We start from the raw sequence: 24,247 nt of genomic DNA, 5'->3' as shown, positions 1-24,247 counted from the left end.
GAGGATCAAATCGTCCGTGATGGATCCTCGCCTATTCGACGCCGGCTGTCGCGTTTGGGGGATCTCGACGGATGGTGTCTCCCATCGACGAGTCGCGTGCTCCCCGGTCCGCACGGTGGACGAACCGCGAAGGACGGGCCTACCCCAGTGCGATCAAGAAGCCGAGGGCCGCGCACGCCGCCGAGAAGGCGGCAAGGAAGAAAAGGAGAGAAAATGAGACCGTTTCGCCGTCCGCGTTGCTCTCGTCCGCCAGGTCGTCTTCGGAGACGGAGGCCGGACGCGGCGCGTCGGCGTCTGCTACGACAAGGCCCCCGACCTTTTGGGGATGGTCCTGCACCCAGGCGCCCGCGGGCACGCCCACGAGAATCCAGAGAATGAGAAAATCCCCGGCCGCGGCCACCAGCATCAAAAACCCATAGAAGGTGGTGAGCCAGTGGCCCGTCACCAGGCCCACGCCCAGGGGGCCGGCGCCCAGCACGAGGCCGGGGAGGGCCAGGGCGATTCGGTACGACCGCGCCCGGGTTGGGACCGTACACTGTGCGAATGGCGTGAGTGCCTTCCAGTGCACCCCAAACTGCACGTCGCCCCAGGACGCCTCGCCCCACACGTGCCCGAGGCCGTGCAGTCCTTCGTGAAGGAGCACCCCGAGCACAAACGCCCCACAAAACAGGAGAATTGAAACGGGGGCAGAGGGAAACGGCGTCTCGGGAAGGCCCCAGAGCGCGAGGTGAGGACCGAGGGAAAGCAGCGCGATGGGGGCGAGGAGGGCCGCGCCTCGCACCTGGGCCTCGGTCGGGGGAAGGACGGCCTGAGACCGTGGATACTCCACGTTCAGGTCGTCGGAGTGGGAAGAGCAGTCGGAGCCGTCGATGGGACGAAAGTGGGTTGGACGAACAGGGGTGCAGGGCGTCGGTCCTTTCGAGGTGAGGGGACGATCTTTGGGCGCAAAAAATGCTCCACATCGTTGCCCGAAGGGATCTGTACGGAGAGAAGGGAAAATCCGGAACGACCGTATCGCTGGGCGTTGAAGTCCTGAGGCTTCTCGATTGGTCTCTCGGGGCGAACCGCCTCGAAAATCATTGATATTGCCAGTTCCCCATTCGGAATTGGTGTATTCGGAAGCCGTAGGTCCTCCTCTTTGGCATCCCCAACTCGCCTTATGTACGCGGTCGTGACGCAAGTCGACGTTCAGGTCGTTCCCTTCGGGCCCGAGGAGGGCGAGGGCCGGTGGGATTTGTTCTCGGGTCCGGATCTCTATTACGAAGTGTACGATCCGGATGGGACGTGCCTCTGCACCAGCGGAGTGGTGAATGACGTGCGGCCTCGAGACCTGCCAATCACGATGGACGCTTCGTTCTCGGTGGAAACGCCCGGGCGGCACGTCTTGCAACTGCTGGACGCGGACTTGATTGAGGACGAGGTGGTGGGCCGCGTCGGGTTCGCTCCGGACCGAATCTGGGAGGAAGGTCCGGCGTCCGCATCGGCACGAACCGTCTGCCTGCGCGACGAGACCGTTACGCTCCGACTGGTGCTGGAGTACACAGAAAATGAGTCGTGACGCTGGCGTGGCCCGCAGACCACGAGGACGGAAGTCGGGGGCAAGCATGGAATGATAATTGCCTCTCACAATACCGACTTCGAGTGTCCCTCTCGGTGGATTTTCCGCAGGTGATGCATTGTCGCAGTCTCGCTTCGGGGGGTGGCACCGGGGTGCGCGAGGAGCGTTTTCGGGGAGGGCTTGTCCGGGGCAAAACGGTGTCGGGAGCATTCTCCCGTCGATGGGACGAGCAGTGCCGGAGCACTCGTAGTGGAAGACGTGGTGTCCCTCCAGGTCAAGGCCCATGGACGCCCTTCACCAGGGGAAAATCGTTCTGTTTTGTATCGTCGCCGACCCGCGGCCTATGTCCTCACTTGTTGCCCAAGGGAGCCCCGTATTTTGGGGATACCTACTAGCGTTCGTCATCGCGACCCTTGTGTGTTTGGGGGCCGCTTGGCGGGCCTGGCAGATTCCGTATGCGGACACGCGGCGGAGCCTGGTCACGTTTTTTGTCACCAGTGCGGGGTGGGCGGCCGCGTACATCGGGTTTCTCCTCCCGGTCTCCCCCCTCGCCAAACACTTCTTCTACCAGGCGAGCCTCTTCGTAGGATTTGGCACCGTGTGGGCGTGGTTGTGGTTCTGTTCCGCCTACACGGGACGGGCGATCCACCGCAACGCCTCGGCCCAGTGGTTTGCGATTGCCGTCTTTGGAGGGGTTGTCCTTCTGAAGGTGACCAATCCCCTCCACCACCTCTACTACACGCTGGAGGCGACCCAAGGCGTCTTCGGCACGGTCGTTCGTCATGGGCTGCTGTACTGGGTGGTGATGGGGACGGCCTACGCGTTGGCGACGGCGGGCTACCTGATGCTGTTCGAGATGTTCTGGAAAACCGAGACCCGCACGGGCCCGCTGGCGGCGCTCACGGCGCTCACGGCGTTTCCTGCGGTGCTCAACATCGTAGGGCATGTCCACCCGACCCTTCAAGACATTACCCACGAACCGCTGGGCGTGGCGGTGTTTGCCATCGGGGTGCTGTTTGTGTACAGCTACCAGTTCCAGGCCGTCCGGCTGGCAGGGAGCCTCTCGGCCCCCACCATCATGCTCAGTGCCGACGGGCGCATCAGGGACTACGGGCGGCAGGTCGTTGAATTGTTTCCAGCCCTGGAGGATCGGTCCGCCGTCGGCAAGCCCCTCGGGGCGGCCCTTCCAGAGTTGTCGCAGAAGCTTGAGGAGGACCGCCCCCTGTTGGAAACCACCGACGGGTCGGCGCCCCGGTACTACCGCATCGTGGAGACGAGTGTGGGAGGCACCGGCGGGAGCGACGTGGTGGTGCTCTCCGACGTCACCGAGCGGGAACGGCGGGAGCGGGCCCTGCGCGACCGGCAGGAAAAGGTGGAGGCCCTCTACGCGGCCATCAGCCGGCTGCTGCGCGCCCGACGTCGGCAAGAGATCGGCGACGTTGTGCTCCGTCTCGTCAATGACGTGTTCGGGTATCCGCTAGTGGGGGTCCGCTTCGTCGAGGATGCACAGCTCGTGCCGATACAAACGTCACCGCAGGTGTCGGAGCACATGCCGGCCCGGCGGCCCCCGGTCGACGTCGACGGAGAAAGCCTGCTCGCAGAAGCCTACAGGAAGGAAGAGCCGCGTGTGGTCGACGACGTGCAGGGCATCGATACCCAGTTGGATTACGGAGCGACCCGCGCCGCGGCCTGCTTCCCGGTGGGGGCGTACGGAACCATCGCGGTTGGAAAGCTGGAGAAGGAGAACATCGATTCGTTCGACGTTGGGCTCATCGAGGTGCTCGCGGCCCACGTCGCCGTCGTGCTCGATCGGCTCGAGCAGGAAGACGCGCTACGGACGGCGAAGGAAGAGGCCGAGGAGGCGAACCGGATGAAGTCGGCCCTCCTGGCGAACACGAGCCACGAGTTTCGCACGCCCCTCACGTCCATCATCGGGTTCGCAGAAGAGATCGGCACGATGGCCGAGGGCGGCGACCTCCCGATCGATCGGTTTGCCAATCACATCGAAAAAAATGGGCGTCGCCTGCTCAAGACCCTCGACGGGATTTTGAACCTCTCGCGTCTGGAGGGGGGCGAGATGCTCCGCTCTTCGCAGCCCATCGACGCGGCCCCCGTGGCCGAAGAGGCCGCCGACCAATTCTCCCCCGAAGCCACGGAGGAAAACATTTCGCTGCGGGTGGACACGAACGGGGCGCCGGTCTGGACCCGTGCCAGCCGCGAGGGGCTGCGGATCGCGCTTCAGAACCTGGTCTCCAACGCGGTCAAGTATACTGAATCGGGGGGGACGGTGTGGGTCCGCGTCCGGTCCGGCGAGGAGGCCGCTGTGCTGGAGGTTGAGGACACGGGCGTGGGCATGGATCCTGCGCAGGCCGAGACGCTGTTTGAGCCGTTTCGGCAAGAGTCGGAGGGGATGGGACGGCAGTACGAGGGCACCGGGCTCGGCCTCGCGGTTGCAAAGGAGGCCGTTGAGCAGATGGTAGGAACCATCGAGGTCGACACCGAGAAGGGCGAGGGGTCCTGCTTTGCCGTCCGGCTGCCGGAAGCGAACGCGCCAAAGGAGGCCACGGTGGAGGCCTAACCGCCGCTCTGCCCGGGTCGCAAACGAGGACAGGCCTTCCCAAACGTTCCGCCTCCCTCACACGTCTGGGGGAACCGCCCCGGTCTGCCGTTGATGAAACGCAGGCAGCCCAAATCGGCCCGTCGAGCCCCGCGGCGACAGGGAGGAACGGTCGCCTTGTCATGGAATTCGTACGGGGGGCGTGTTGAGTGTGCGCCCGTGTGGTTACATTTCGCGCTGTTCACAAGCCGTGCAGAAGGACCTCAATTCCCCGTGAGCATCCTTGCCGTTGGAACTGTCGCCTTCGATTCCATCGACACGCCGTTCGGGTCGGCCGAGCGAGTGCTGGGGGGCAGTGCCTCCTACCTTACGCTGGCCGCCCGCCACTTCTGCGACGACGTGCGCCTCGTCGGCGTCGTGGGGGGCGACTTCCCCGACGCGTATCGCCAGACGCTGGCCGATGGCGGGGTGGACCTTGAGGGCCTCGAGGTCAACGAAGACGGGAAGACCTTCTTCTGGCACGGCGAGTACCACTACGACATGAACGAGCGAGACACGCTCGACACGCAGCTCAACGTCCTCGCCTCGTTCGAGCCGGAGCTTCCCGAGAGCTACCTGGACAGCGACATCGTGTGCCTCGGCAACCTGGAGCCGAGCATCCAGCGCGACGTGCTGGATCAGGTACACGACCCGGCGTTCGTCATGGCCGACACGATGAACTACTGGATCGAGAATACCCCGGACAGTCTCCGGAAGACGCTTTCGCAGGTCGACTGCTTTGTGATTAACGACGCAGAGGCCCGCGAGCTGGCCGATGAGCCCAACTTGGTGCGGGCCGCGTCGCTGATCCGCGACATGGGCCCCGAGACGCTTATCATCAAGAAGGGCGAGCACGGGGCCCTCCTGTTTACCGATCACTCGGTCTTCAGCGCGCCCGCCTACCCGCTGGAGGACATCCAGGACCCGACGGGCGCCGGCGATGCGTTTGCGGGCGGCCTCGCCGGGCACCTCTACCGGGCCGGGGCCTTTGACCAGGAGGCCCTGCGCCGCGGGGTGATCTACGGGAGCGTGATGGCCTCCTTCGTGGTGGAGCGCTACGGCCCCGACAAGCTGCCTGATCTCACCCGAACCGACATCACCGAACGCGCCCGATCGTTCCGCGAGCTGGCCGCCATCCCCAAGCTGGTGCCGCTGGACAAGCAGATGGCGTAGCGCCCCGACGGGGCCGTCGCACTGCCTGTCGTTCTGTTACACATCCGTTTCCATGCCCGAGTCCGTCCCCGACGCCAACGCCAACCCCGAGACGCCGCTCTCCGCCGACCACGCCACCACCGGCACGGTGCGCCTCGTCAATGCCGTCTTCTACGGCCACCACGGCGTCATGCAGGAGGAGCACCGCGTTGGTGGGCGGTACGAGGTGGACGTAAGCGTGGGGCTCGACTTCGAGGACGCGGCCCTGCACGACGACCTGCACCGGACGGTCAATTATGAACGAGTCTACGAGTTCGTCCGGCGGCTGGTGACGGAAAACAAGTTCTACCTGATCGAAAAGCTGGCGTACCGCATCGCGCATGAGGTGCTGGAGACATACCCCGACCTAGAAGGGGTCGAGGTGACGGTGCGGAAGCCCAACCCGCCGGTCGGGGGGCCGTGCGACCGGGCCGAGGCCACCTACACGATCGGCGACCCCGGCACGTGACGCGGCGTTAGGCCGAACGGGGCGACGATCGGGGGCGCGCAGCGACCGGGGCGAGACCGGGCGTGCCAATGCCGTCCAGGGGGAGAAGAGTGGTCGGGGCGGCCGACGGATGGGGGCGGGCAACGAAGGTCGTGAGAAAGTCGTAGAGCAGGTTGTCCACCTCCGTGGTGTCGGCCAGGGTGTCGAGCACGCGCTGTACGGTCTCTGCGTCGGGCAGGGCCGAGCGGTAGTATTCGCGGTACACGAGGATGCGCTCCCGCTCCCGTTTCGCGTCGAGCTCGCTGTGAAACTGCGTGCCGTAGACCGGCGCGTCGTCCAGCCGGAAGGCCTGGTGGGGCTGGTCGTTGCGGGCGAGCTCCGTAGTGCCGGGGGGCAGTTTGATCACCCGGTCGTGGTGGCCCATGTTGGCCTGAAAGCGAGACGAGAACTGACAGAAGAGGGGATCGTTGGCCCCCGCCTCCGTCAGCTCCACCCATCCACAGCCCAGCTCGGAATGGTCGGGGTCGTGGACCACGCGGCCCCCGAGTGCCCGGGCCAGCACCTGATGCCCCCAGCACGACCCAAGCGTCGGCAGGCCCCGGTCGACGGCGCGGCGGACCAGGCCGTGGAGCCCCTCGGTCCAGGGATAGGTCTGGGTCGCGGAGTACTTGCCGGCGCCCCCGATTAAGAAGGCGTCCACGGCGTCGAGCGAGACGGAGGCCGGGTCGTCGCCCCGGGCGACGTTGACCGTATGGAGCTGGTCGCGATGGAGGCGCGTCCGCTCCAGAAAGCACGTCTGCTCCTGCGTTTCCATCCGGGGGGCGCTCCGGCACTGGACGAGGAGGACGCAAATGGAGGAGGAGGTCAGGGGCGAGTTCACCATGGGCGGCACCGGGTCACCCGCCGCGGGTTCACGGGGGCGTCTGATGAGTAAGGAAACGACAGTTCACAAAGCACTCTCTATACGGCAGGAAATGGGAAATGGTTGAAGAAAAATGAATGGCTACTGCGGAGCCGAGAGCAGCAGGTCTGAGAATGACGCGTGCAGCGTGCGGTAGAGCCGGCGGAGGGGGAGGCCGACGACGTTGTAGTAGTCGCCCTCAATCCGCTCGACAAAAAACGGGGCGGTGCGGTCTTGAATTCCATAGCCCCCGGCCTTGTCCATCGGCGACCCGGAGGCAACGTAGGCCCGAATCTCTGCGTCCGAGAGAGGGGCGAACACGACGCTGGTTTCGTCTGCCGCTGTTGTTTCTCGTCCGGACCCTGCGTGTGCAAGCGAAAGGCCGGTGTGGACGGTGTGCGACGTGCCGGCGAGGCGGCGGAGCATGGCGCGGGCGTCGGACGCGTCGTCGGGCTTGTTGAGAATCTCCCCGTCGTGGGCGACCACCGTGTCGGCGGCGAGGACGAGGGCCGAGGGGTGACCGGCAGCCACCGGACGGGCCTTGCGACGCGCCAGGGCCTGCACGGCCTCACTGGGCGCGACGCCTTCGGGGAGCGTCTCGTCGGCGGGATGTACTTCGGTATCGAAGGAAACCCCCACGTGATCGAGCAGGGCGCGGCGTCGTGGCGACTGGGAGGCAAGAATGAATCGGCAGGAAAATTGCAGGAGGGAATTCATCGGACGCGACGATGTCTCACCGGGAAACATGCTTCGAAGAAACGCGAGGGCGGAATGGAAGTTACGTTCCTCTCCCAAAATGTCGAGCGGGGCCCTCCGCCGAGGTTGACACCGGTTCGGAAAGCGGCTACTTTCTTTCCCTCTACTCCCACCGGCTGTTCGTGCCATGACTGTCCTGTCTGTCTGCAACCACAAAGGAGGCACCGGAAAGACGACCACGACCATCCACGTCGCGGCGGCGTTGGGACTGTCGGGCTGGCGGACGCTCGTCATTGACCTGGACCCGCAGGGCTTTCTCACGCACACCATGGGCACCGAGGAGCCGGCCCCGGAGCAGTCGGTGGCGGCCTTCTTCGACGCCGACGCCGATCCCGGGCGCATTCGGGTCCGGGAGGCTGCCGGGTTTGATCTCATCCCGTCTTCCAGCACCCTGACCCGCCGCATGCGGGACCTCAACAAGCCGACCGACGTCCTGTGGGTGCGAGAGGCCCTCCAGCGGCTCGACCTGGAGTATGACCTGCTGCTCTTTGACACGGCCGCCGCCGTGACGGTCTACAGCCTCAACGCGCTTGTCGCGAGCCAGCACGTGCTGATTCCCGTGCTGCCGGAGTACCAGTCCGTGGTGGGGGGCGAGCAGACCTACCAGACCACGCAGCTCGTCGAGAACAAGCTCAATCCCCGCCTCGATACCCGGCAGTTCCTGTTCACGCAGGTCGACGCCCGGAAGCGAATGCACAAGACCTACCGGGAGTACATCCAGGAAAAGTATGGAGAGGCGGTGATGGATAACATCATTCGCACCAGCACGTCGTTGGCGAAGTCTCGAGACGACGCGACGACAATTTTCGACCACGAGCCCAGCTCGCGTGGGGCGCTCGACTACGCGAACGCCACCGACGAGCTCGTGGGGCGCCTCCAAGAGGCCTCCAAAGATGCTGGGCGGAAGGCGGACCCGGCGACAACTGCCCCAAACGGGCTCCCGGCGGAGGCCGACGCCGACCCGGAGGTTAGCCAACTGCTGAACTCCTGATCCCGCAGCGCCCCTCTCCGACGGGGGGCGAAGAAACCACATTGGCTGGGGGAGCGACGCCCGCTCCTAAAGTGTGTCGAGGCGATCGACGTCTGCTCGTGACCATTCATAGAAGTGTCGATCTGTGGACTGGAGGGTGTCCACGCAGTCGTTGTGGGCCGACCGGGCCGCCTCTACGTCCGGATGGGTCGGGTTCGGGTGGGTCTCGATCCAGTCTTTTAGGTCGCTCAGGGCGCGGGGAGAGTAGGTGTCGAGGTCCCTCTCCGTGTTGAGCAGGGCCATTTTTCGTTCTTCCTGTCGGAGCGTGTAGACGAGCGTCCAGATCGAGACGCCGAAGAACGCCACGACACAGAAAAGCATCGTGGCCCACACATCCAGGGACAATCCAAGCATGGGTTACCGGGTGTTTTCGCGTGAGAGAGAGTCGCGGCGGCCCTCCACGTACGACATGAGCGCGTAGCCGAGGGCTGGAATCCCGAAGAAGACGGTGACGCCCCCAATCATCTCCGGCGTGCCGAAGTTGGCCCAGGCGTAGTTCGCAACGATCAGCAGCATCACGAGCGGGATCACGTACTGCACAACGGGCCCCCAGATCGAGCCCACGTACAGCCCGGCGTTGCGGTTGATCTCCAGCACCCGGAGCTTCTCGGGGCCGCGGTGCCCCATCGACCAGCCGATGACACCGATGATGGCGAGCGTGGAGAGGGGCAGGCCGAAGTTGCCGAACACGAAGTCGAGAAAGTTGAGTGTGCTGGGCGAGTATGCACTCGCAAGCCCAAGGAGCCACACGAGGCCGCACACGCCGAGCACGGTCTGCTCGCGGCTGAAGGCCGTTTCCTCGCTGAGGGTCGTTACGCTCACCTCCGTGATGAGGATGGCGGACGTGAACGCAGCGAGAAAGAAGCCGACGAAGAACAGGATTGCCCAGAACGCGCCCCCTGCCATCTGCGGAAAGACCTGCGGCAGCGACACGAACGTCAGGCTGGCCCCCGACCCCGGATCCAAGTCGAACGCGAAGACGATTGGGAAGATGGCGAAGGCCGCCAGGATGCCGACACTCGAGTTGCCAATGACGGTGAACACCCCACCCCCGATCGGAATGTCGTCGTAGTCCGGCAGGTAGCTGCCGACGGTGAGGGCGATTCCCCACCCCAGGCCCGTAGAGAAGAGCACCTGCCCGAGGGCTGTGATCCAGGTCTGGCCGAGTCCGAGCTTGCCCCATTCGATCCCGAATGTGAACGCGAGGCCGTCGGCCGCGCCCGGGAGTGTGAGGGCCCGGATCATGATGGCAACCAGGGCAAGCACGAGGCCCGGCACCGCGTAGATGACGAGGCGCTCCACCCCCCGCCGGATGCCGAGGTACAGGATGGCCGCGACGAGGCCCATCACCGCCGTGTGCGTCCCGATTGACAGGAGGCCGCTCGCGCGAAAGCCTTCCCAAAATGCCTCTGGGGCGAAGCCCGCCGACGTGAACGTAAGGAGCAGCGAGTGCACGGCGTAGTAGAGCGTCCACCCCACAACGGGGGCGTAATACGACATGAGGGCGACGTTTACGACCAGCACCACCACGCCCAGGCCCACCATGCCCCGCGACGAGGCCACCTTGCGAAAGGCCCCGATCACCCCCTGCCCGGTGTAGCGCCCGAACGCGACCTCGGCGATGAGGCCGGGAATGGCCAGCACGAGCAGGAGCACGAAGTACGCAAGCAGGAAGGCCCCGCCTCCGTTCTCGCCAGTGACGTAGGGGAAGCGCCAAATGTTGCCGGCCCCCACCATGGCCCCAAGCATCGCCATCAGAAATCCGAAGCGCGATCCCCACTGGGCACGGGAGAGCTCAACGTCGTGGTCGGGCATCACCGCGTGGTCGCTGTGGAAGGAGTGCGAGCGGCTCCAAAGTAGGGACGATGAACCGAAATTTCGAACGGTTATCGGGTGGCCCCGAGCGATCGCATGTCAAAATCCGGGCTGGGCCGGTGCGGGTGTTCTCTCCGTGCCCGTCGTCTCCATTCCCCGATTGCGGGGCGAGAGGCGCATGGGAGCGTGGGGGCACCAGCGCTTTGCCCCTTCAGAACAGCATAAGCCGTCCCCGTCGCCACGATGCGATTGCCGTGTGTCGGGGCGCGCAAAAGGGGCGGGGCGACAGGCGCCGAGCGCGAACCTCCTGGGAGGGACGTCGGTTGCCGAACACGTCGAGAACCAGCACCCGGCATCTGTGCGAATTTCCTTGCTTGTCCCATGCTCGATTCCATCCAGTCTGCCGCCGATGACGTGTACCCCGAGGTCGTGGACCTGCGCCGCGCGCTGCATCGTCGGCCGGAACTGTCGGGAGAGGAGCACGAGACCGCCCGGCGCGTGGCGGAGCGGCTGGAGGCCCTCGGCCTGGATGTGCGCACGGGGGTGTACGAGACGGGCGTGGTGGCCACGCTGGACGGGGACGAGCCAGGGCCGACCCTGCTGCTCCGGGCCGACATGGACGCGCTCCCCATTCAGGAAGAGACGGGGCTCGACTTTGCCTCCGAGCACGAGGGCGTGATGCACGCCTGCGGGCATGATCTCCACACGTCGTCGCTCCTGGGCACGGCCATGATCCTGGCCCGCCACCGCGAGGCGGTGCATGGGCAGGTGCAGTTCTGTTTTCAGCCCCACGAGGAGCGCATTCCGGGCGGGGCCAAATTTATGATTGAGGAGGGCGTGCTCGACGCAAGAGACGGCGGGCCGGCCCCCGCAGCGGCGATCGGGCAACACGTGAAGCCGGACCTGCCGCCCGGCACCCTCGGCGTGCGTCCCGGCGCGTTCATGGCGTCGACCGACGAGGTATACGTCACGGTCACGGGGGCGGGCGGTCACGCGGCGGCTCCGCACGAGGGCGTCGATCCGGTTTATGTTGCCAGCGAGATCGTAGGGGCGCTGCAGTCGCTCGTCAGCCGTCGGTGCCCGCCGGGTGTGCCGTCGATCTTGACCATCGGGCGGCTCGTGGCGGACGGGGCCACGAACGTGATCCCCGACACGGCCCGTCTAGAGGGCACCTTCCGGGCGATGGACGAGACGTGGCGCTTCCGGGCACACGCCCTCTTCCGCCAGCTCGTGCGGCGGACCGCCGAGGCCCACGGGGCGACCGCCGAGGTGGAAGTGCGGGAGGGGTACCCGGCCCTCCACAACGACGAGGCGACGACGTCGCTCGTGCGGACGGCTGCCCACGAGTACGTGGGCCCCGGCCGGACCGTCGACGCCGATCGGTGGTTTGCGGGCGAGGACTTCGCCTATTTCCTGCAGGAGTGTCCCGGCACCTTCTACCAGCTCGGCGTCGGCAGCGATCATGGCCTCCACACGTCTCGGTTCGATCCGGACGAGGAGGCGCTTCGCACCGGCACGGGCTTCATGGCGTACCTGGCGTGGCGCTACGGCCGTGAGCACGCAAAGACCTAAGAGAGGAATCAGTCACGAAGACGCGACGAGCGCCCGTAGTGTGGTTGAGTCGATCCGGTGCCCGCCCTCAAACGCGTGCGTCGTCACCGGGATGTCGTGGGCCTGGAGGCGGCGCCGCACCGCAGCCCACCGTTCCTCGGTCACGTACGGATCATCGGTCCCTGCAACGAGGGTCAGGCCCAGCGCCCGCAGCGCATCGGCGTGCTCGGTGAGATCAAGGTCGTGGGCGGGCGCCCCGCCCCACAGCACCAGTCGGTCGACGACCGCATCCCCCCGCAGGGCCCAGCGGCTGGCGGTGGCCGCGCCCTGCGAAAAGCCGAGCACGTGGAGGGCCGGCGGCGCCCCGTCGGCGAGGTGGCGGATCGTGGCGTCGAGGGCGCCGATGGCGTCGGCAATCTCGGCCTCGCGCGCCTCACGGGTCATCCAGGAGGCGCCCACCTGCTCGTGGGTGTCCATCCCGTCCACGTAGAACCGGGACAGCGCTTCCGGCGCGACGACGCAGCGATCGGGCGTGACGAGAGGCTGAAAGTTCTCGATGAAGTCGGCGGCGAGCTGGCCGTAGCCGTGCAACACCACCCACCACGACGCAGCGGTGGCGGGCGCCCCGAGGGTGGCGGCCCGGGCGGTGCGGGCGACCTGAAGCGTATGGAGGCGGGGCTCGGCAGGCACAGACGGCTTGCCCCGGCGGGGGCATGTATCGAAAAAGAAACGCGGGGTCAGGCGATTTGCCCATCGGAGGCCGACACCCTCTCGATGCGGTCCAGCGCCGCCTCGGCGGATGGCACAATCTCGACCAGGTCCGAGATGGCGGCGCGCGCGAATCGGCCGTCCCGCAGCTCCTCGAAGAACGAGAGAAGCGTGTCGTAGAAGCCGTCCACGTTCAGGATGGCGATGGGACGGTCGTGATAGCCGAGCTGCTTCAGGGTGAGCACCTCCATAAACTCCTCCAGGGTGCCGTAGCCGCCGGGCAGCACGGCGAACGCGTCTGCATTCTGGTACATGATGCGCTTGCGCTCCCGCATCGTGTCGGTCACAATGAGCTCGTCGGCGTCGTAGGCGATGCCCTCACGGTCCTGCAGCTTCGACGGAATGACCCCGGTCACCGTCCCGCCGGCCTCATGGGCGGCCTCCGCCAGCACGCCCATCAGCCCCACTGCGCCGCCCCCGTAGATGAGCTCGTGGCCCCGGCGGGCCATTTCTTTCCCGAGCGCCTCGGCCACCGGCGGATAGGTGTCCGCGATGGCGTTGCTCGAGGAGCAATAGACACAGATGGAGGACATAATTGGCAGTCGGATGGGGGGAGGGAAAAGCGTGTATTCGGGGCGGGACGGCTCGACACGCCCGTGATGGGGGCCATGAGAACCAGACGGGAGGGGAAGCCCCGTTAAGACGAGCGGACGGCACGCAGGGTCCGCTGGGCCTGCTCCAGATGCCGATGCTCGTGGGCCAGGGTGGCCTCAAACCAGGCCCCCAGGCTGATGCGGAGGAGGGGAATGGCGGGAGAGCCGAGGCGAATGCGCCGCAAGTCCAGGCCCTCCGAGTCCTCCACACAGTCCGTAAGTTGATCCTGGAGGCCCAAAAACTCGTCGATTACCTCATTTGGGTAGAGCGTATTGGGGGCATCCGGCTCAAATAAGGACGGCGCGTCGAAGGTCCACCCCGATGAGGGCTCCAGCACGCGCGCAAACCAGCGACTCACGACGCCATACTCGAACGGCGGCTCCCCGTACGGGCCTTCGGCGTGTGCCTGCTGAATCTCCGCCCGCATCGAGCGAAGCAACAGCCACCCCGCCGTGTTCAGGTGATCGATGCACTGGACCATGGACCACGTCTCTGGGGCGGGCCGGCGTTGCATCATGGCGGGGTCCACGTCGCCCACGAGCGCCGTCGCCTCGTCCTTGAGGTCCACGAATCCGGTGCGGTACCCGTCGAGTTGTGGGTGCATAGAAGAAAAGGAGCGGGCGATGGAGGGCGGGGGAGCCGAACTACGTCGCGTTCCCCTCCAGCAGGCCCTTGTTGATCAGGTCAACGAGCAGCTCGACAAACGCGTCGTCATCGAGGTGCGGGGTGAGGGCGTCGTTCGGGATCTGCTGGCGCCCCGTCACGACCCGCGCCGCGTAGGACAGGTCGGGGGACAGGTCGATGGGCGATCCGTTTGCGAAGAGGGTCGCCGAGCCATCGTCGTGCTCGATGAAGGCGAGCCGGGCCACCGGTCCGGGCCGCAGTCCATGGCCGGCCCGTAGCGTGTCGGTGAGTTCATCCTCCGTCATCGGGGTTTGCGGGGCCACAGCTTCACGGTCCCGAGGGGGGCGCGTCAGGTACTGGCCGAGCCACTGGTCGACGGCGTCGTCGCGCACGAGGTCGCGAAGAAGGCGTCGCACCTTCCGGCGGGCGTCGTCGTGAATTTCGCCGGGGTGGTCCACCGGCGTCAGGTCGGGGTCGCTGTACCGGGCGTCCGAATCGAGGGTCTCGATCGCGTGCTGCAGGAAGTGGGCCACGAGGTCCTGATGCCGCGGGGCGCGAAAGCCGACCGAGTAGGTCATGCACCGGTCGTCGGTGGCGACGCCGTAGTGGGCCACGCGGGGCGGCAGGTACAGCAGGTCGCCGGGGCCGAGCACGAACTCCTCCTCCGCCTCAAAGTCGGCGAGGATGCGCACGTCGAGGTCCGGCACGATCTCTTCGTCCGCCACCGGCTCCGTCCCGATCTGCCAGCGCCGGTGCCCGGCGCCCTGGAGCAGAAAGACGTCGTAGTTGTCGATGTGGGGCCCCACGGTGCCGTGCGTGGGGGCGTAGCTCACCATGACGTCGTCGAGCCGCCAGTCCGGCAGGAAGCGGAAGTGGTCGAGCAGGGCGCCGACCTCCGGAATCAGGCGGTCCACCTCCTGCACGAGCAGCGTCCAGTGCGTCTCGGGGAGGTTGAGGAAGTCCGCCGACGCGAACGGCCCGTGTCGCAGCTCCCATGGGTGCTCGCCGCCCTCTTCAAGAATGATCCGGCTCTCGACTCCCTCTTCGCAGGCCAGGCCGGCCAGTTCCTGCGGCGAGAGGGAGGACTGGAAGTCCGGCAGCGCGTCGCGGACCACGAGGGGCTGGGTCTGCCAGTATGTGTTCAGGAAGTCGGCCGGCGACCGATTGCCGAGCACAGACGAGGTGGGAGGGGTGGGCTGCATGGGAAGGGAGACTGCGGAAAGAGAGAACAGAGCCAGCGTGGAGTGCCCTCCGCCCAACGGTCGGTGATCCGTGATTGCGTGAACCGTGAGAGGGACGCGAGTCACAAGTCACGCGTCACTCCTCACGCATCATCCCCCAAGCAGATACATCAAGCCCTCGATGGCGGGCCAGAGGAGGAGCAGGGCCAGGATCCACGCGACCCATCGCACGCTGGCACTGCGCTGTGGAAATTCATACCCGCAGTACGGGCACTCTTTCACGTCCCCGGTGTCTTCGAATTCGAGGGCGCAGGCGGGGCACTCCCGAGAGGACGACATGGCGAGGGCACCGTCGGGTTCAAGGGGCGATCGGGGGGCGGGCTAGAGCTGCGAGGCCAGTTCATTCAGCAACATTTCTACGTCTTCCTCGGCGATGTCGTCGGGATTGGGGCCCGGGAAGCCCGGGTCCGGGTCGGGCCGGGCGGCGTCGAGGTCGAGCTGACGGAGCAGCAGGGCGGCCACGCCGGTGGCCGCGGCGGACAGAAGGAGGGACTTCGTGAACTTGGACATGGCGGCGAGGGGGCAGGTCGAGAAACAATCGAGTCACATCAACGAGAAGAGGCAGGGGGAGTTCGCCGTTCACCCCGAACTTGACCAGAGCAAATGGGTTCATGGCACTGCGCAACCCAAACACCCGTCACAGCTTCAACGCAATGCTGCGTGCTCTCCTGGTTCGTCTTCCGATCGTGCTGGGGCTTGGCCTTGGGGGGCTCGTCGCGAGTGGGTCCCAGGCGTGGGCGCAGGGCGACGGCTCGGTGTCGGTGGCCCGCGTGAAGTACGACGGCGGGGGCGACTGGTACAGCGACGAGGAGTCGCTGCAAGAGCTCTTTGCGTTTGCCCGTCAGCACACGCTCCTCGACGTGGCACCGCGGGAAGAAACGATCGAGCTTACCACCGACAAGCTCTTTACGGTTCCGTACCTGTATCTCACCGGCCACGGCAATGTGACCTTCTCCGAGGCGGAGGCGGAGCGCCTGCGACGCTACCTCCAGCAGGGCGGCTTCCTCCACGTCGACGACAACTACGGCCTCGACGAGCACATTCGTCCGGCGCTCGAAACGGTTTTCCCGGAGAAAGAGCTCGTGGAGGTGCCCTTCGATCATCCCATTTACACCACCCCCTACGACTTTTCCGACGGGCTCCCCAAGATCCATGAGCACGACGGCAACCCGCCGAAAGGCTACGGTTACTTCGACGATCAGGGGCGGCTCATGGTGTTCTACACGGTTGAGACGGACCTGGGGGACGGATGGGAGCCGGCCTCGGTCCACGACAATCCGCCGGAGAAGCGGCGTGCGGCCCTCCGGATGGGCACGAACATTCTCATGTACGCCATGACGCACTGAGTGGGAGGCGGACGAGGGGCATTCTGGAATCGTGGCTCCGACCCTGAATGAAAAAGTTCTTTCTGATCGTCGCACTCGTGGGGGGAGGGTTGGTGCTCACCAACCCCGGCATGGAGGCCTTTGAGGCCTTCGTTCGGACCCAGGCGGCCGATCGCATTGAGCACGAACTGGGCCAGGGGCCAGTGTCGGAGCTGCTAGGTGGGGCAGGGGGCGAGCTCCTCGCAGACAACGCGTCGTCGTTCACGGAGCGGCAGTCGTACCTCGTCTGCAGTGTCTACGTCCTGGATTTGGACCAGGACGGCGACGCCGACGGCCGCGTGCTCGGGGCGGCCCGTCAGTTCATCGTGATCGACGAATTGGAGAAGAAGGACTGACGCGGGCGGGGCTCAGTTGAGGAAAGGCCCGGGGCTGAACCCGTCGCCTGTACTCACGTTCTGCTTGTGCGTCCGTGTCTTATGTAAGCACGCAGAAATACGTTTATTCGAGGGTCATTCTGAGCGACCGACGACCGGAGGGAGGAGCGAGTCGAAGAATCTTACTGGGTCCAGCGCGAACGCTGATTTGGGAATATACCGGTCTGAAGGTCGCTTCTGCTGATCTTCGAAGAGATTCCTCGACTCCGCTTCGCTGCGCTCGGAATGACTTGTTGTTAAGGTTCTTTTGCGTGTCTACTTAAAAAGGCCCCGGTGGCTGGTTGCCAGGGCCGCCCTACACCGTCGTTTTCATAGTTTGCCTGTTCCGATGAGCGCGCTCCGCGACCAAGATCCCGAAATCTACGACGTCATTCAGAAAGAGGTGCAGCGCCAGAATGAGGGACTGGAGCTCATCGCGTCCGAAAACTTTGCCTCCCGAGCGGTCATGGAGGCGATGGGCACGGCCCTCACGAACAAATACGCGGAGGGCCTGCCCGGCAAGCGCTACTACGGCGGGTGCGAGGTGGTGGACCGGGCCGAAAACCTGGCCCGCGACCGGGCGAAAGAGCTTTACGACTGCGACTGGGTCAACGTGCAGCCGCACGCCGGGGCGCAGGCCAACTCCGCGGTGTATCTGACCCTTCTCGACCCCGGGGACACCTTCCTCGGGCTCGACCTGTCGCACGGCGGTCACCTCACGCACGGCTCGCCCGTCAACTTCTCCGGCATTCTCTACGAGGCCGAGTACTACGGCGTCGAAAAGGACACCGGCCGCATCGACATGAACAAGGTGCGCGACCGGGCGAAGGAGGTGCAGCCGAAGATGATCTCGATCGGGGCGAGTGCCTACCCGCGCGACTTCGACTACGAGGCCTTCCGCGAGATCGCCGACGAGGTGGAGGCGTTCCTGTGGATGGACATGGCGCACACGGCGGGGCTCATTGCGGGCGGTGTGCTCAACGACCCAATGCCGCACACCCATGTGGTCACCACGACGACCCACAAGACGCTCCGCGGCCCGCGCGGCGGCATGATCCTTCTGGGCGACGACTACGAAAACCCGATGGGCAAGACGGCGCGCAAGAGCGGGCGTACGAAGATGATGAGCGAGCTGCTCGACTCGGCCGTCTTTCCCGGCACCCAGGGCGGCCCGCTGATGCACGTGATTGCCGCGAAGGCGGTTGCCTTCAAGGAGGCACTGCGGCCCGACTTCGAGACGTACTCGCAGCAGATCGTGGACAACGCGCAGGCCATGGGGGCTGAGCTCCGCGAGCGGGGCTACGACCTTGTCTCTGGGGGGACCGACAATCACCTCGTCCTCATCGACCTGCGCAACAAGGGCCTGACCGGCAAGGAGGCCGAGCAGGCCCTCGAGGCGGCCGGCCTCACGGCCAACAAGAACATGGTGCCGTTCGACGACAAGAGCCCGTTCGTCACGAGCGGGCTGCGCCTGGGCACCCCCGCCATGACCACGCGCGGCTTCGGGGAAGAGGAGTTCGTTCGGGTGGCGGAGCTGATCGACCGGGTCCTCCAGGCGCCGGACGAGGAGGACACGCGGGCCGCGGTCGAGCGGGAGGTGGAATTCCTCTGCGACCGCCATCCGCTGTACGACGTCGCCGTGGCGTAGCCGGGAACGTCCCTGCGCGCCCGACGGTTCGGAATTTGCTGCTGACTTTTGCCCACGTCCGCTCGCCCCGCTCACTTGACGACCTGTGCGTGCCTCTATGCCGTCGATGGATCGCGGTACATTTAGCTCCTCGTCCCGGGCCGAACTCATCGAGATCGGCCGAAAGCTCTACGAGCAGGCCCTCGTGCGACGAGAGGATGAGTTGATCACCGACCCGCGGGGCCAGCCCATCGGGTGGCTCTTGGACACGCGTGTGCCGGCCCTGGACGGAGAGCTCTTCACGGAGGTCGGGGCCGTGCTTGCCGGACGCCTTCGAGAGCGCGGTGCGCGTCAAGTTGTAGGATATGGCTTTGGGGCCCATCCGCTCGTATGCAGTGTGCTGGCCGTGAGCGAGGGCGACGAATTCAAGGGGGGGCTCGTCCGGGAAGAGCGCAAGGAGCACGGCCGCCGCCGGCTCGTGGAGGGCCCCATTGATCCCGATCGGCCCGTCGTGATGGTGGACGACATTATCAACAGCGGCCGCAGCGCCTCCGAAGCCCTCCGTCTCCTGCGCAGTGCCGACCTGTCGGTCGACGGCCTCTTGACGCTCTTCAACTTCACGTGGAGCAACGGGCAGGATCGAATCGAGACCAAGGGACTGTGGGTCGATTCGCTGCTTGATCTCAATCTCCAGGAGGGCACCGGCAGCGGGTCTGACAGCGCGTAGGACGAAGGTCAACACAGGTCACGACGGACGCTTTCGCCGGATCACAGCCACGGTCGTATGCCCGAGGTTCCATCCTCACAGACGGACACACCTGCTGGGGTGCAGGGCGACGGCGCGCCGGGAGACGCCGCCGTGCCCGACGAGAAAGGCGTGATGCCGTTCCTCGACCATCTCGAAGAGCTGCGCTGGACCCTGATCAAGGCCGGGTCCGGGGTGCTCCTCGCAATCACCCTGTGCGCGTTCTTCAGCGAATGGATCGTCGATCGCGTACTGATCGGGCCCACGCGTCCGGACTTTTTCATGTACGACGTGCTGGCCCTGGAGCCGGAACGCCTGGAGCTGCTCAACCGGACGATCACCGGCCAGTTTTTTGCGGACATCGGCACCATCATCGTCGTCGGGCTCATCGCCGGGTCGCCGGTGGTGGTCTTCTACCTGTGGCGGTTCATTGAGCCGGCCCTCTACCCCAACGAGAAGCAGGGCATGCGCTTCTCGGCGGTGTCCGCAACCTTTTTCTTCCTGCTCGGCGCGGCCTTTGGGTACCTCATCCTCACCCCGCTGGCCCTACAGTTCTTTGCCCAGTACACGCTCTCGGAGCAGATCGTCAACCAGTTCGACATCATGACGTACTTCAGCATGGTGACGTTCTGGACGATGGGCACCGGGCTTCTCTTTGAGCTGCCGGTGGTTGTGTACTTCCTGGCGAAGGTGGGCATCCTGACGCCGGAGGCGATGCGGACGTATCGGAAGTACGCGCTCATTGCGGTGCTCGGCGTGGCGGCGTTCCTGACGCCCCCGGACCCGATCTCGCAGATCATCGTTGCCGTGCCGCTGCTGGGCCTGTACGAGCTGTCCATCTACGTGGCCAAGTGGGTGGCCCGGGGCCGAGCCCAGGCGCTCGGGATGGCGGACGAGTAGCCCGTCGAGGCGTTTCGTACTTGCACCGACGACCTGAGGGGTATGCATCGATCCCGTCCCACCGCACCGCTCTGGGGACTGGCCCTCGCCGCGTTCATGGGCGCTGGCGTGGTTGTGGGGGCCTGGATGCCAGACGATGACCTGTTTGAGCTGCGGAAGGGCCTTCGCATCTTTGGGGCGGTCTATGAGGAGGTGGTGACCGGCTACGTCGAGCCGGTGGACCCGGGACGCCTCATGCGTGTGGGGGTCGACGCCATGCTGGAGGAGTTGGATTCCTATACCACGTACGTCGACGAGTCGGAGAATGCGCGGATCGACATTATGACCGAGGGGCAGTACGGAGGCGTGGGGCTCGACGTGGAACGCCGGAATGGGGCCCTGACGGTGGTGTCGCCCGTTGCGGGGGGGGATGCGTATGAGCAGGGGGTGCGGACGGGCGACGTGATTACGGACGTGGCAGGCCAGCCGGCGGCCTCGCTGTCGGTCGAAGACGTGCAGGCGCTGCTCCGGGGGCCGCCCGGCACCACCGTGCGCGTGACGGTGCGGCGGAACGGACGCGCTTCGCCCCTCCCGCTCACTCTGACCCGCGAGCGGGTAGAGTTGCCGGACGTAACGTACCGCGGGCGCATCGGCGACGGTCGGGAGGTGGGGTACATGAAACTGGAGCGCTTTACCCGGGACGCGCCGGCCGCCGTGGAGGCGGCCCTCGACGACCTTCGGGACACCGGTCCCCTTCGGGGCGTCGTGCTCGACCTGCGCGACAACCCGGGCGGCCTGCTCCGGGCGGCCGTGCGGATCACGGCCCTCTTCGTGCCGCAGGGGACCGCGGTCGTGTCCACGCGGGGACGCCGCGCCGAAAAGACCAACACCTACACGACCGACCGGGTGCCCCTGCTGCCCGAGACGCCGGTCGTGGTGCTCGTGAATGGCCAGAGCGCCTCGGCGAGCGAGATTGTGGCGGGGGCGCTGCAGGACCACGACCGGGGCGTGGTCATGGGCGCAACGACCTACGGGAAAGGGCTCGTGCAGAACGTTCGCCCCCTGCCCCACAACACCGCCCTCAAGCTCACGACGGCCCGGTACTACACCCCGAGCGGGCGGACGATCCAGCGCCTGGGCGCGAGGCGGCAGGACACCTCCGGGACGCCGCCCCCCCAAACCCACGAGACGACTGGTGGCCGCACCGTGCGGGACGGAGACGGCATCCGGCCGGACGTGCAGGTGACGCCGCCCGCCCCGAGTGCGTTGGAGCAGGCCCTGACGCGGCGGGGTGCCTTCTTTCGCTACGCCAATCACTACGCCGCCACCCACGACACGCTGGCCGCCGACTTTTCCGTCGACGAGTCCGACCTGGAGGCCTTCCAGGCATGGCTCGACCGGGAGGGCGTGGAGTATCCGCTTCAGTCAGAGCGAACCCTCGACTCCCTCCGCGCACGTGTCGAAAGGAACGGCTACGAGGGACTGCGGGACGAGATCGCGGCGCTGGACGCAGCGATCGGCGAAACAAAAACGGCGGCGTTTGAGCAGCACGCCCCGGCCCTGATGCGCCACCTCAAACGCGAAATCTTGGCCCGGTACGTCAGTGCCAGTCGTCGCATCGAGGCCCTGATTCCGGCGGACGAGCAGGTGACGGCGGCGACCGACCTCCTCCAAGATGCGGGTCGCTACGAACGGCTCCTCACCCCCAAGAACAAGCAATGATGAGGCACGAGGGAAGCAAGCCGCAGAGGGGGATCAATTCGTGTTTGTGCGACAGAATCGATGACGGTCTTTCAGGCGATTGTGCTGGGCGTTGCGGGGCTCGGGGCGGGACTGATCGCTGGACTCGTGGGTGTCGGCGGTGGGGTTGTCTTCACCCCCGTTCTGTTTGCCGTGTACGGGGGGCTGGATGTGCCGTCCGACGTGCGTACGCCGCTGACGGTGGGCACGGGGCTCTTCTGTACAGGACTGGCGGCAGGCACGAGCGCTGTCCACCACGCCCGGCGGGGGGCGGTACGGTGGCGCGTGGGACTGGGCGTGGGTCTGGCGAGCGCCGTGGCGGTGGGCGTCGTGTCCCGATTCGTCGTCACGCAGCCCTGGTACGACGCGACCGTCTTCCAGTTGGGGTTTGCGGCTGTGCTGCTCATCGTTGTCGCCCGAATGGTGCAGGGGCAAGAAGAGGGGTCCATAAGAGAGTCCATAAGAGAGAAAGGGACAGCGGACCCCATCCGCTGGCTCCGATGGGGGGGAACCGGCATCGTGGCGGGCGCCGTGGCGTCCGCGGTCGGCGTGGGGGGCGGGGTGGTGCTCGTGCCGGCCTACCACCGCTGGTTGGGGCTTTCGATGCACCGGTCGGTGGGCACCTCCAGCGCGACCATCGTCCTGATCTCGGGCCTGAGTGTCGGTGCGTACGCCGCGCTTGGTCTCGGGGCGGACGGGCGGCCCCCGTTCGCCCTCGGCTACGTGGACGTCGGGACCGGGCTCCTGCTGGCGGGCCCCGCCGTGATTGGGGCCCAGGGGGGCGCCGCGCTGGCGCATCGCATCGAGACGCGGGGGCTGCGGTGGGGCTTCGCCGTGATCGCGCTCGTCGTGGCCGGGCGGCTGGTGTGGGGCGCTGTCGTGTAACCCGACGTCCCGAACGCCATTCTTCTATACGGGGGCCCCTCCCACCTACGAACACTGCTAGGCCTTTCGCTTGACGCCCTTTTCTGACTGCCCATGTCTCTCTACCAGCGCTTCTTTGCCCACACCCTCGCCTGGGGCGATGATGCCCAGCACCGCCTCTACGGCGACTACAAGCGCTCGCTCTTTGCCGGCCTGGAGGGAACCGTCGTGGAGATCGGGCCGGGCACGGGCGTCAACCTCCCGTACCTGCCCGACGGCCTTCGGTGGATCGGACTGGAGCCGAACCCGCACATGCACGGCCACATTCGGGGTCGACTGGAGGGGCGCACCCTCGACGCCGAGATTCGTACGGATCCAGCGCAGGACACCGGCCTGCCGGACGACAGCGTGGACGCCGTCATCAGCACGCTCGTCCTGTGCTCGGTGCCAGACGTGGCGGACACGCTGGCGGAGCTGCGACGTGTCCTCCGGCCCGGCGGACGGCTCCTCTTCATCGAGCACGTCGCCGCGGAGTCGCACACCCCCCTCTGCTGGTTTCAGCACGGAATTCGTCCTCTGTGGCGGGCGGTGGCCGATGGCTGTCGTCCGGATCGCAACACCGGGGCGCAGCTCCGACGGGCCGGCTTCTCGGCGGTCGAGTTTGAGCGATTCAACATCGGCGTCCCGCCGGTGTCGCCCCATATTTTGGGCACGGCGACGACGTGAGCCCGCGAGCGGCGAGGAGAGCCAAGGGCTGCAGGGGCAGGAGGAGAGACACGCAGCGATCACACCCACACAGCGACGTGCCGATGCCGACCGTCCATCTCCTTTCGCGGGCCGTCGTGCGGGACGCCAACCACGTGCTCGTCGTTCGGGCCGACGGGCACCCGCACACCTTTTTGCCGGGCGGGCATCGGGAGCCGGGGGAGGGCCTAGAGGCCTGTCTGCGTCGCGAGCTCCACGAAGAGCTGGGGGTGCGCGCGGAGGTGGGCCGCTACCTGGGCGCCGTGGAGCACCGGTGGCGGCACGAGGGGGAGCGTCAGTACGAGATCAACCACTGCTACGTGGCCACGAGTCCGGCACTTACGATCGGCACGTCTCCGCAGGCCCAAGAGGAGTACCTGTCGTTTGGTTGGGTGGCGGTTGACCGCCTCGCCGCGGTGTCGCTCCAGCCGGCGCCCCTGCGCGCCCTGCTCGCGGACGGGGCCGAGACGACCGTGCCCTGGTGGGCATCGACCCTGCGCTCCGACGAGGAGAGCCCATAGACCCCCGCGCTCTGGTCCGCCAGGCCCCGTCGGGGCCACGGGCATGTTCTCAATGTTGCGGGGGGAGGCGTTAAGGCCCCTCCCTCGAACATGGCCCGGCGAGGGCGTTGCTGCGCATTCCACGTTTCTTCAGAGGCCGGGCCGGCCGGAGGCAGGATCCCGCCGCGGCGGTGCGTGTATAGATTTTGCTTTCGAACACGGGCCTGTAGCTCAGCCTGGATAGAGCATCGGCCTTCGGAGCCGAGTGTCGGGGGTTCGAATCCTCCCGGGCCCGCCCTTCGTCCCGCCTTCAGCCGCGCTGAGGGCGGGCTTCTAT

The 24,247-nt window shown here is 66.3% G+C and carries 26 protein-coding genes and 1 tRNA gene; 16 read left to right on the top strand and 11 right to left on the bottom strand.

What is annotated here, in order from left to right; translation table 11 throughout:
• Nucleotides 1-139 precede the first annotated feature (139 nt).
• Complete coding sequence (locus V5A20_RS05730; protein WP_332315953.1) at nucleotides 140-829, bottom strand: DUF3267 domain-containing protein; 690 nt, start codon at nucleotides 827-829, stop codon at nucleotides 140-142.
• A gap of 342 nt (nucleotides 830-1,171) precedes the next feature.
• Between V5A20_RS05730 and V5A20_RS05725 the strand changes: the two genes are divergently transcribed.
• The 4 genes from V5A20_RS05725 (at nucleotide 1,172) to folB (ending at nucleotide 5,814) form a co-directional block, all read left to right on the top strand.
• Nucleotides 1,172-1,558: a hypothetical protein gene (locus V5A20_RS05725; RefSeq protein ID WP_332315954.1), complete on the top strand. Its 387-nt coding sequence runs from the start codon at nucleotides 1,172-1,174 to the stop codon at nucleotides 1,556-1,558.
• A 343-nt stretch (nucleotides 1,559-1,901) separates the two neighbouring features.
• Entirely contained in the window at nucleotides 1,902-4,136 is a 2,235-nt protein-coding gene (locus V5A20_RS05720; protein ID WP_332315955.1) for a sensor histidine kinase, read from the top strand.
• 252 nt (nucleotides 4,137-4,388) lie between these two features.
• Nucleotides 4,389-5,327 (top strand): PfkB family carbohydrate kinase, encoded by a 939-nt coding sequence (locus V5A20_RS05715; protein WP_332315956.1) that lies wholly within the window; start codon nucleotides 4,389-4,391, stop codon nucleotides 5,325-5,327.
• 52 nt (nucleotides 5,328-5,379) lie between these two features.
• Entirely contained in the window at nucleotides 5,380-5,814 is a 435-nt protein-coding gene (gene folB, locus V5A20_RS05710; protein ID WP_332315957.1) for a dihydroneopterin aldolase, read from the top strand.
• Between the two features lie 7 nt (nucleotides 5,815-5,821).
• Here the strand turns inward: folB and V5A20_RS05705 are convergent, their stop codons facing one another.
• Nucleotides 5,822-6,676, bottom strand: a complete 855-nt coding sequence (locus V5A20_RS05705) for a type 1 glutamine amidotransferase (RefSeq protein ID WP_332326896.1) — start codon at nucleotides 6,674-6,676, stop codon at nucleotides 5,822-5,824.
• Nucleotides 6,677-6,796: 120 nt separating this feature from the next.
• Entirely contained in the window at nucleotides 6,797-7,411 is a 615-nt protein-coding gene (locus V5A20_RS05700) for a Maf family protein (RefSeq protein WP_332315959.1), read from the bottom strand.
• 166 nt (nucleotides 7,412-7,577) lie between these two features.
• Between V5A20_RS05700 and V5A20_RS05695 the strand changes: the two genes are divergently transcribed.
• Complete coding sequence (locus tag V5A20_RS05695; protein ID WP_332315960.1) at nucleotides 7,578-8,441, top strand: ParA family protein; 864 nt, start codon at nucleotides 7,578-7,580, stop codon at nucleotides 8,439-8,441.
• Nucleotides 8,442-8,507: 66 nt separating this feature from the next.
• Here V5A20_RS05695 and V5A20_RS05690 read toward each other — a convergent pair whose 3' ends face one another.
• Both V5A20_RS05690 and V5A20_RS05685 read right to left on the bottom strand, forming a co-directional pair.
• Entirely contained in the window at nucleotides 8,508-8,834 is a 327-nt protein-coding gene (locus V5A20_RS05690) for a hypothetical protein (RefSeq protein WP_332315961.1), read from the bottom strand.
• Nucleotides 8,835-8,837: 3 nt separating this feature from the next.
• The gene (locus V5A20_RS05685; RefSeq protein ID WP_332326895.1) at nucleotides 8,838-10,295 is read right to left on the bottom strand and encodes a sodium-dependent transporter; all 1,458 of its coding nucleotides are present in this window, start codon (nucleotides 10,293-10,295) and stop codon (nucleotides 8,838-8,840) included.
• 381 nt (nucleotides 10,296-10,676) lie between these two features.
• On the opposite strand from V5A20_RS05685, the gene V5A20_RS05680 reads away from it, so the two are divergent.
• Nucleotides 10,677-11,867 (top strand): M20 metallopeptidase family protein, encoded by a 1,191-nt coding sequence (locus V5A20_RS05680; protein WP_332326894.1) that lies wholly within the window; start codon nucleotides 10,677-10,679, stop codon nucleotides 11,865-11,867.
• Nucleotides 11,868-11,879: 12 nt separating this feature from the next.
• Here the strand turns inward: V5A20_RS05680 and V5A20_RS05675 are convergent, their stop codons facing one another.
• The 6 genes from V5A20_RS05675 to V5A20_RS05650 all read right to left on the bottom strand — a co-directional run bounded on the left by V5A20_RS05675 (nucleotide 11,880) and on the right by V5A20_RS05650 (nucleotide 15,583).
• Nucleotides 11,880-12,536, bottom strand: a complete 657-nt coding sequence (locus V5A20_RS05675) for an alpha/beta hydrolase (RefSeq protein WP_332315964.1) — start codon at nucleotides 12,534-12,536, stop codon at nucleotides 11,880-11,882.
• A 47-nt stretch (nucleotides 12,537-12,583) separates the two neighbouring features.
• Entirely contained in the window at nucleotides 12,584-13,147 is a 564-nt protein-coding gene (locus V5A20_RS05670; protein WP_332315965.1) for a TIGR00730 family Rossman fold protein, read from the bottom strand.
• Nucleotides 13,148-13,251: 104 nt separating this feature from the next.
• Nucleotides 13,252-13,812, bottom strand: coding sequence for a DinB family protein (locus tag V5A20_RS05665; RefSeq protein WP_332315966.1), 561 nt, complete (start codon nucleotides 13,810-13,812; stop codon nucleotides 13,252-13,254).
• A gap of 40 nt (nucleotides 13,813-13,852) precedes the next feature.
• Nucleotides 13,853-15,034 (bottom strand): cupin domain-containing protein, encoded by a 1,182-nt coding sequence (locus V5A20_RS05660; protein ID WP_332326893.1) that lies wholly within the window; start codon nucleotides 15,032-15,034, stop codon nucleotides 13,853-13,855.
• Between the two features lie 129 nt (nucleotides 15,035-15,163).
• A complete protein-coding gene (locus V5A20_RS05655; protein ID WP_332315968.1) occupies nucleotides 15,164-15,352 on the bottom strand; it encodes a zinc ribbon domain-containing protein in 189 nt (62 codons plus the stop codon).
• A gap of 42 nt (nucleotides 15,353-15,394) precedes the next feature.
• The gene (locus V5A20_RS05650) at nucleotides 15,395-15,583 is read right to left on the bottom strand and encodes a hypothetical protein (RefSeq protein WP_332315969.1); all 189 of its coding nucleotides are present in this window, start codon (nucleotides 15,581-15,583) and stop codon (nucleotides 15,395-15,397) included.
• Nucleotides 15,584-15,684: 101 nt separating this feature from the next.
• Here V5A20_RS05650 and V5A20_RS05645 point away from each other — a divergent pair, with 101 nt between their 5' ends.
• From V5A20_RS05645 to V5A20_RS05600, 10 genes are all read left to right on the top strand, one after another.
• A complete protein-coding gene (locus V5A20_RS05645; protein ID WP_332326892.1) occupies nucleotides 15,685-16,419 on the top strand; it encodes a DUF4159 domain-containing protein in 735 nt (244 codons plus the stop codon).
• A 47-nt stretch (nucleotides 16,420-16,466) separates the two neighbouring features.
• Nucleotides 16,467-16,793, top strand: coding sequence for a DUF4359 domain-containing protein (locus V5A20_RS05640; RefSeq protein WP_332315971.1), 327 nt, complete (start codon nucleotides 16,467-16,469; stop codon nucleotides 16,791-16,793).
• 367 nt (nucleotides 16,794-17,160) lie between these two features.
• On the top strand, nucleotides 17,161-18,459 hold the full coding sequence (gene glyA / locus V5A20_RS05635) for a serine hydroxymethyltransferase (RefSeq protein WP_332326891.1): 1,299 nt from the start codon (nucleotides 17,161-17,163) through the stop codon (nucleotides 18,457-18,459).
• A 97-nt stretch (nucleotides 18,460-18,556) separates the two neighbouring features.
• Nucleotides 18,557-19,165 (top strand): orotate phosphoribosyltransferase, encoded by a 609-nt coding sequence (locus V5A20_RS05630; RefSeq protein WP_332326890.1) that lies wholly within the window; start codon nucleotides 18,557-18,559, stop codon nucleotides 19,163-19,165.
• A gap of 57 nt (nucleotides 19,166-19,222) precedes the next feature.
• Nucleotides 19,223-20,083 carry a twin-arginine translocase subunit TatC gene (tatC, locus tag V5A20_RS05625; protein WP_332316699.1) on the top strand — a complete coding sequence of 287 codons (861 nt, stop codon included), beginning with the start codon at nucleotides 19,223-19,225 and terminating at the stop codon, nucleotides 20,081-20,083.
• Between the two features lie 42 nt (nucleotides 20,084-20,125).
• Nucleotides 20,126-21,784 carry a S41 family peptidase gene (locus V5A20_RS05620; RefSeq protein WP_332316698.1) on the top strand — a complete coding sequence of 553 codons (1,659 nt, stop codon included), beginning with the start codon at nucleotides 20,126-20,128 and terminating at the stop codon, nucleotides 21,782-21,784.
• Between the two features lie 60 nt (nucleotides 21,785-21,844).
• Complete coding sequence (locus tag V5A20_RS05615) at nucleotides 21,845-22,687, top strand: sulfite exporter TauE/SafE family protein (protein ID WP_332316697.1); 843 nt, start codon at nucleotides 21,845-21,847, stop codon at nucleotides 22,685-22,687.
• A gap of 93 nt (nucleotides 22,688-22,780) precedes the next feature.
• On the top strand, nucleotides 22,781-23,392 hold the full coding sequence (locus V5A20_RS05610; protein WP_332316696.1) for a class I SAM-dependent methyltransferase: 612 nt from the start codon (nucleotides 22,781-22,783) through the stop codon (nucleotides 23,390-23,392).
• Between the two features lie 83 nt (nucleotides 23,393-23,475).
• A complete protein-coding gene (locus tag V5A20_RS05605) occupies nucleotides 23,476-23,931 on the top strand; it encodes an NUDIX domain-containing protein (RefSeq protein WP_332316695.1) in 456 nt (151 codons plus the stop codon).
• A 199-nt stretch (nucleotides 23,932-24,130) separates the two neighbouring features.
• A tRNA-Arg gene (locus tag V5A20_RS05600) sits at nucleotides 24,131-24,205 on the top strand.
• The last annotated feature ends 42 nt before the right edge of the window (nucleotides 24,206-24,247 follow it).

The sequence above is a fragment of the Salinibacter sp. genome (genome assembly GCF_036626415.1).
In the GTDB taxonomy this organism is placed as follows: Bacteria; Bacteroidota; Rhodothermia; order Rhodothermales; family Salinibacteraceae; genus Salinibacter.
The sequence above is the reverse complement of the archived record's forward strand: the minus strand, read 5'-3'. Positions and strand labels throughout refer to the sequence as shown.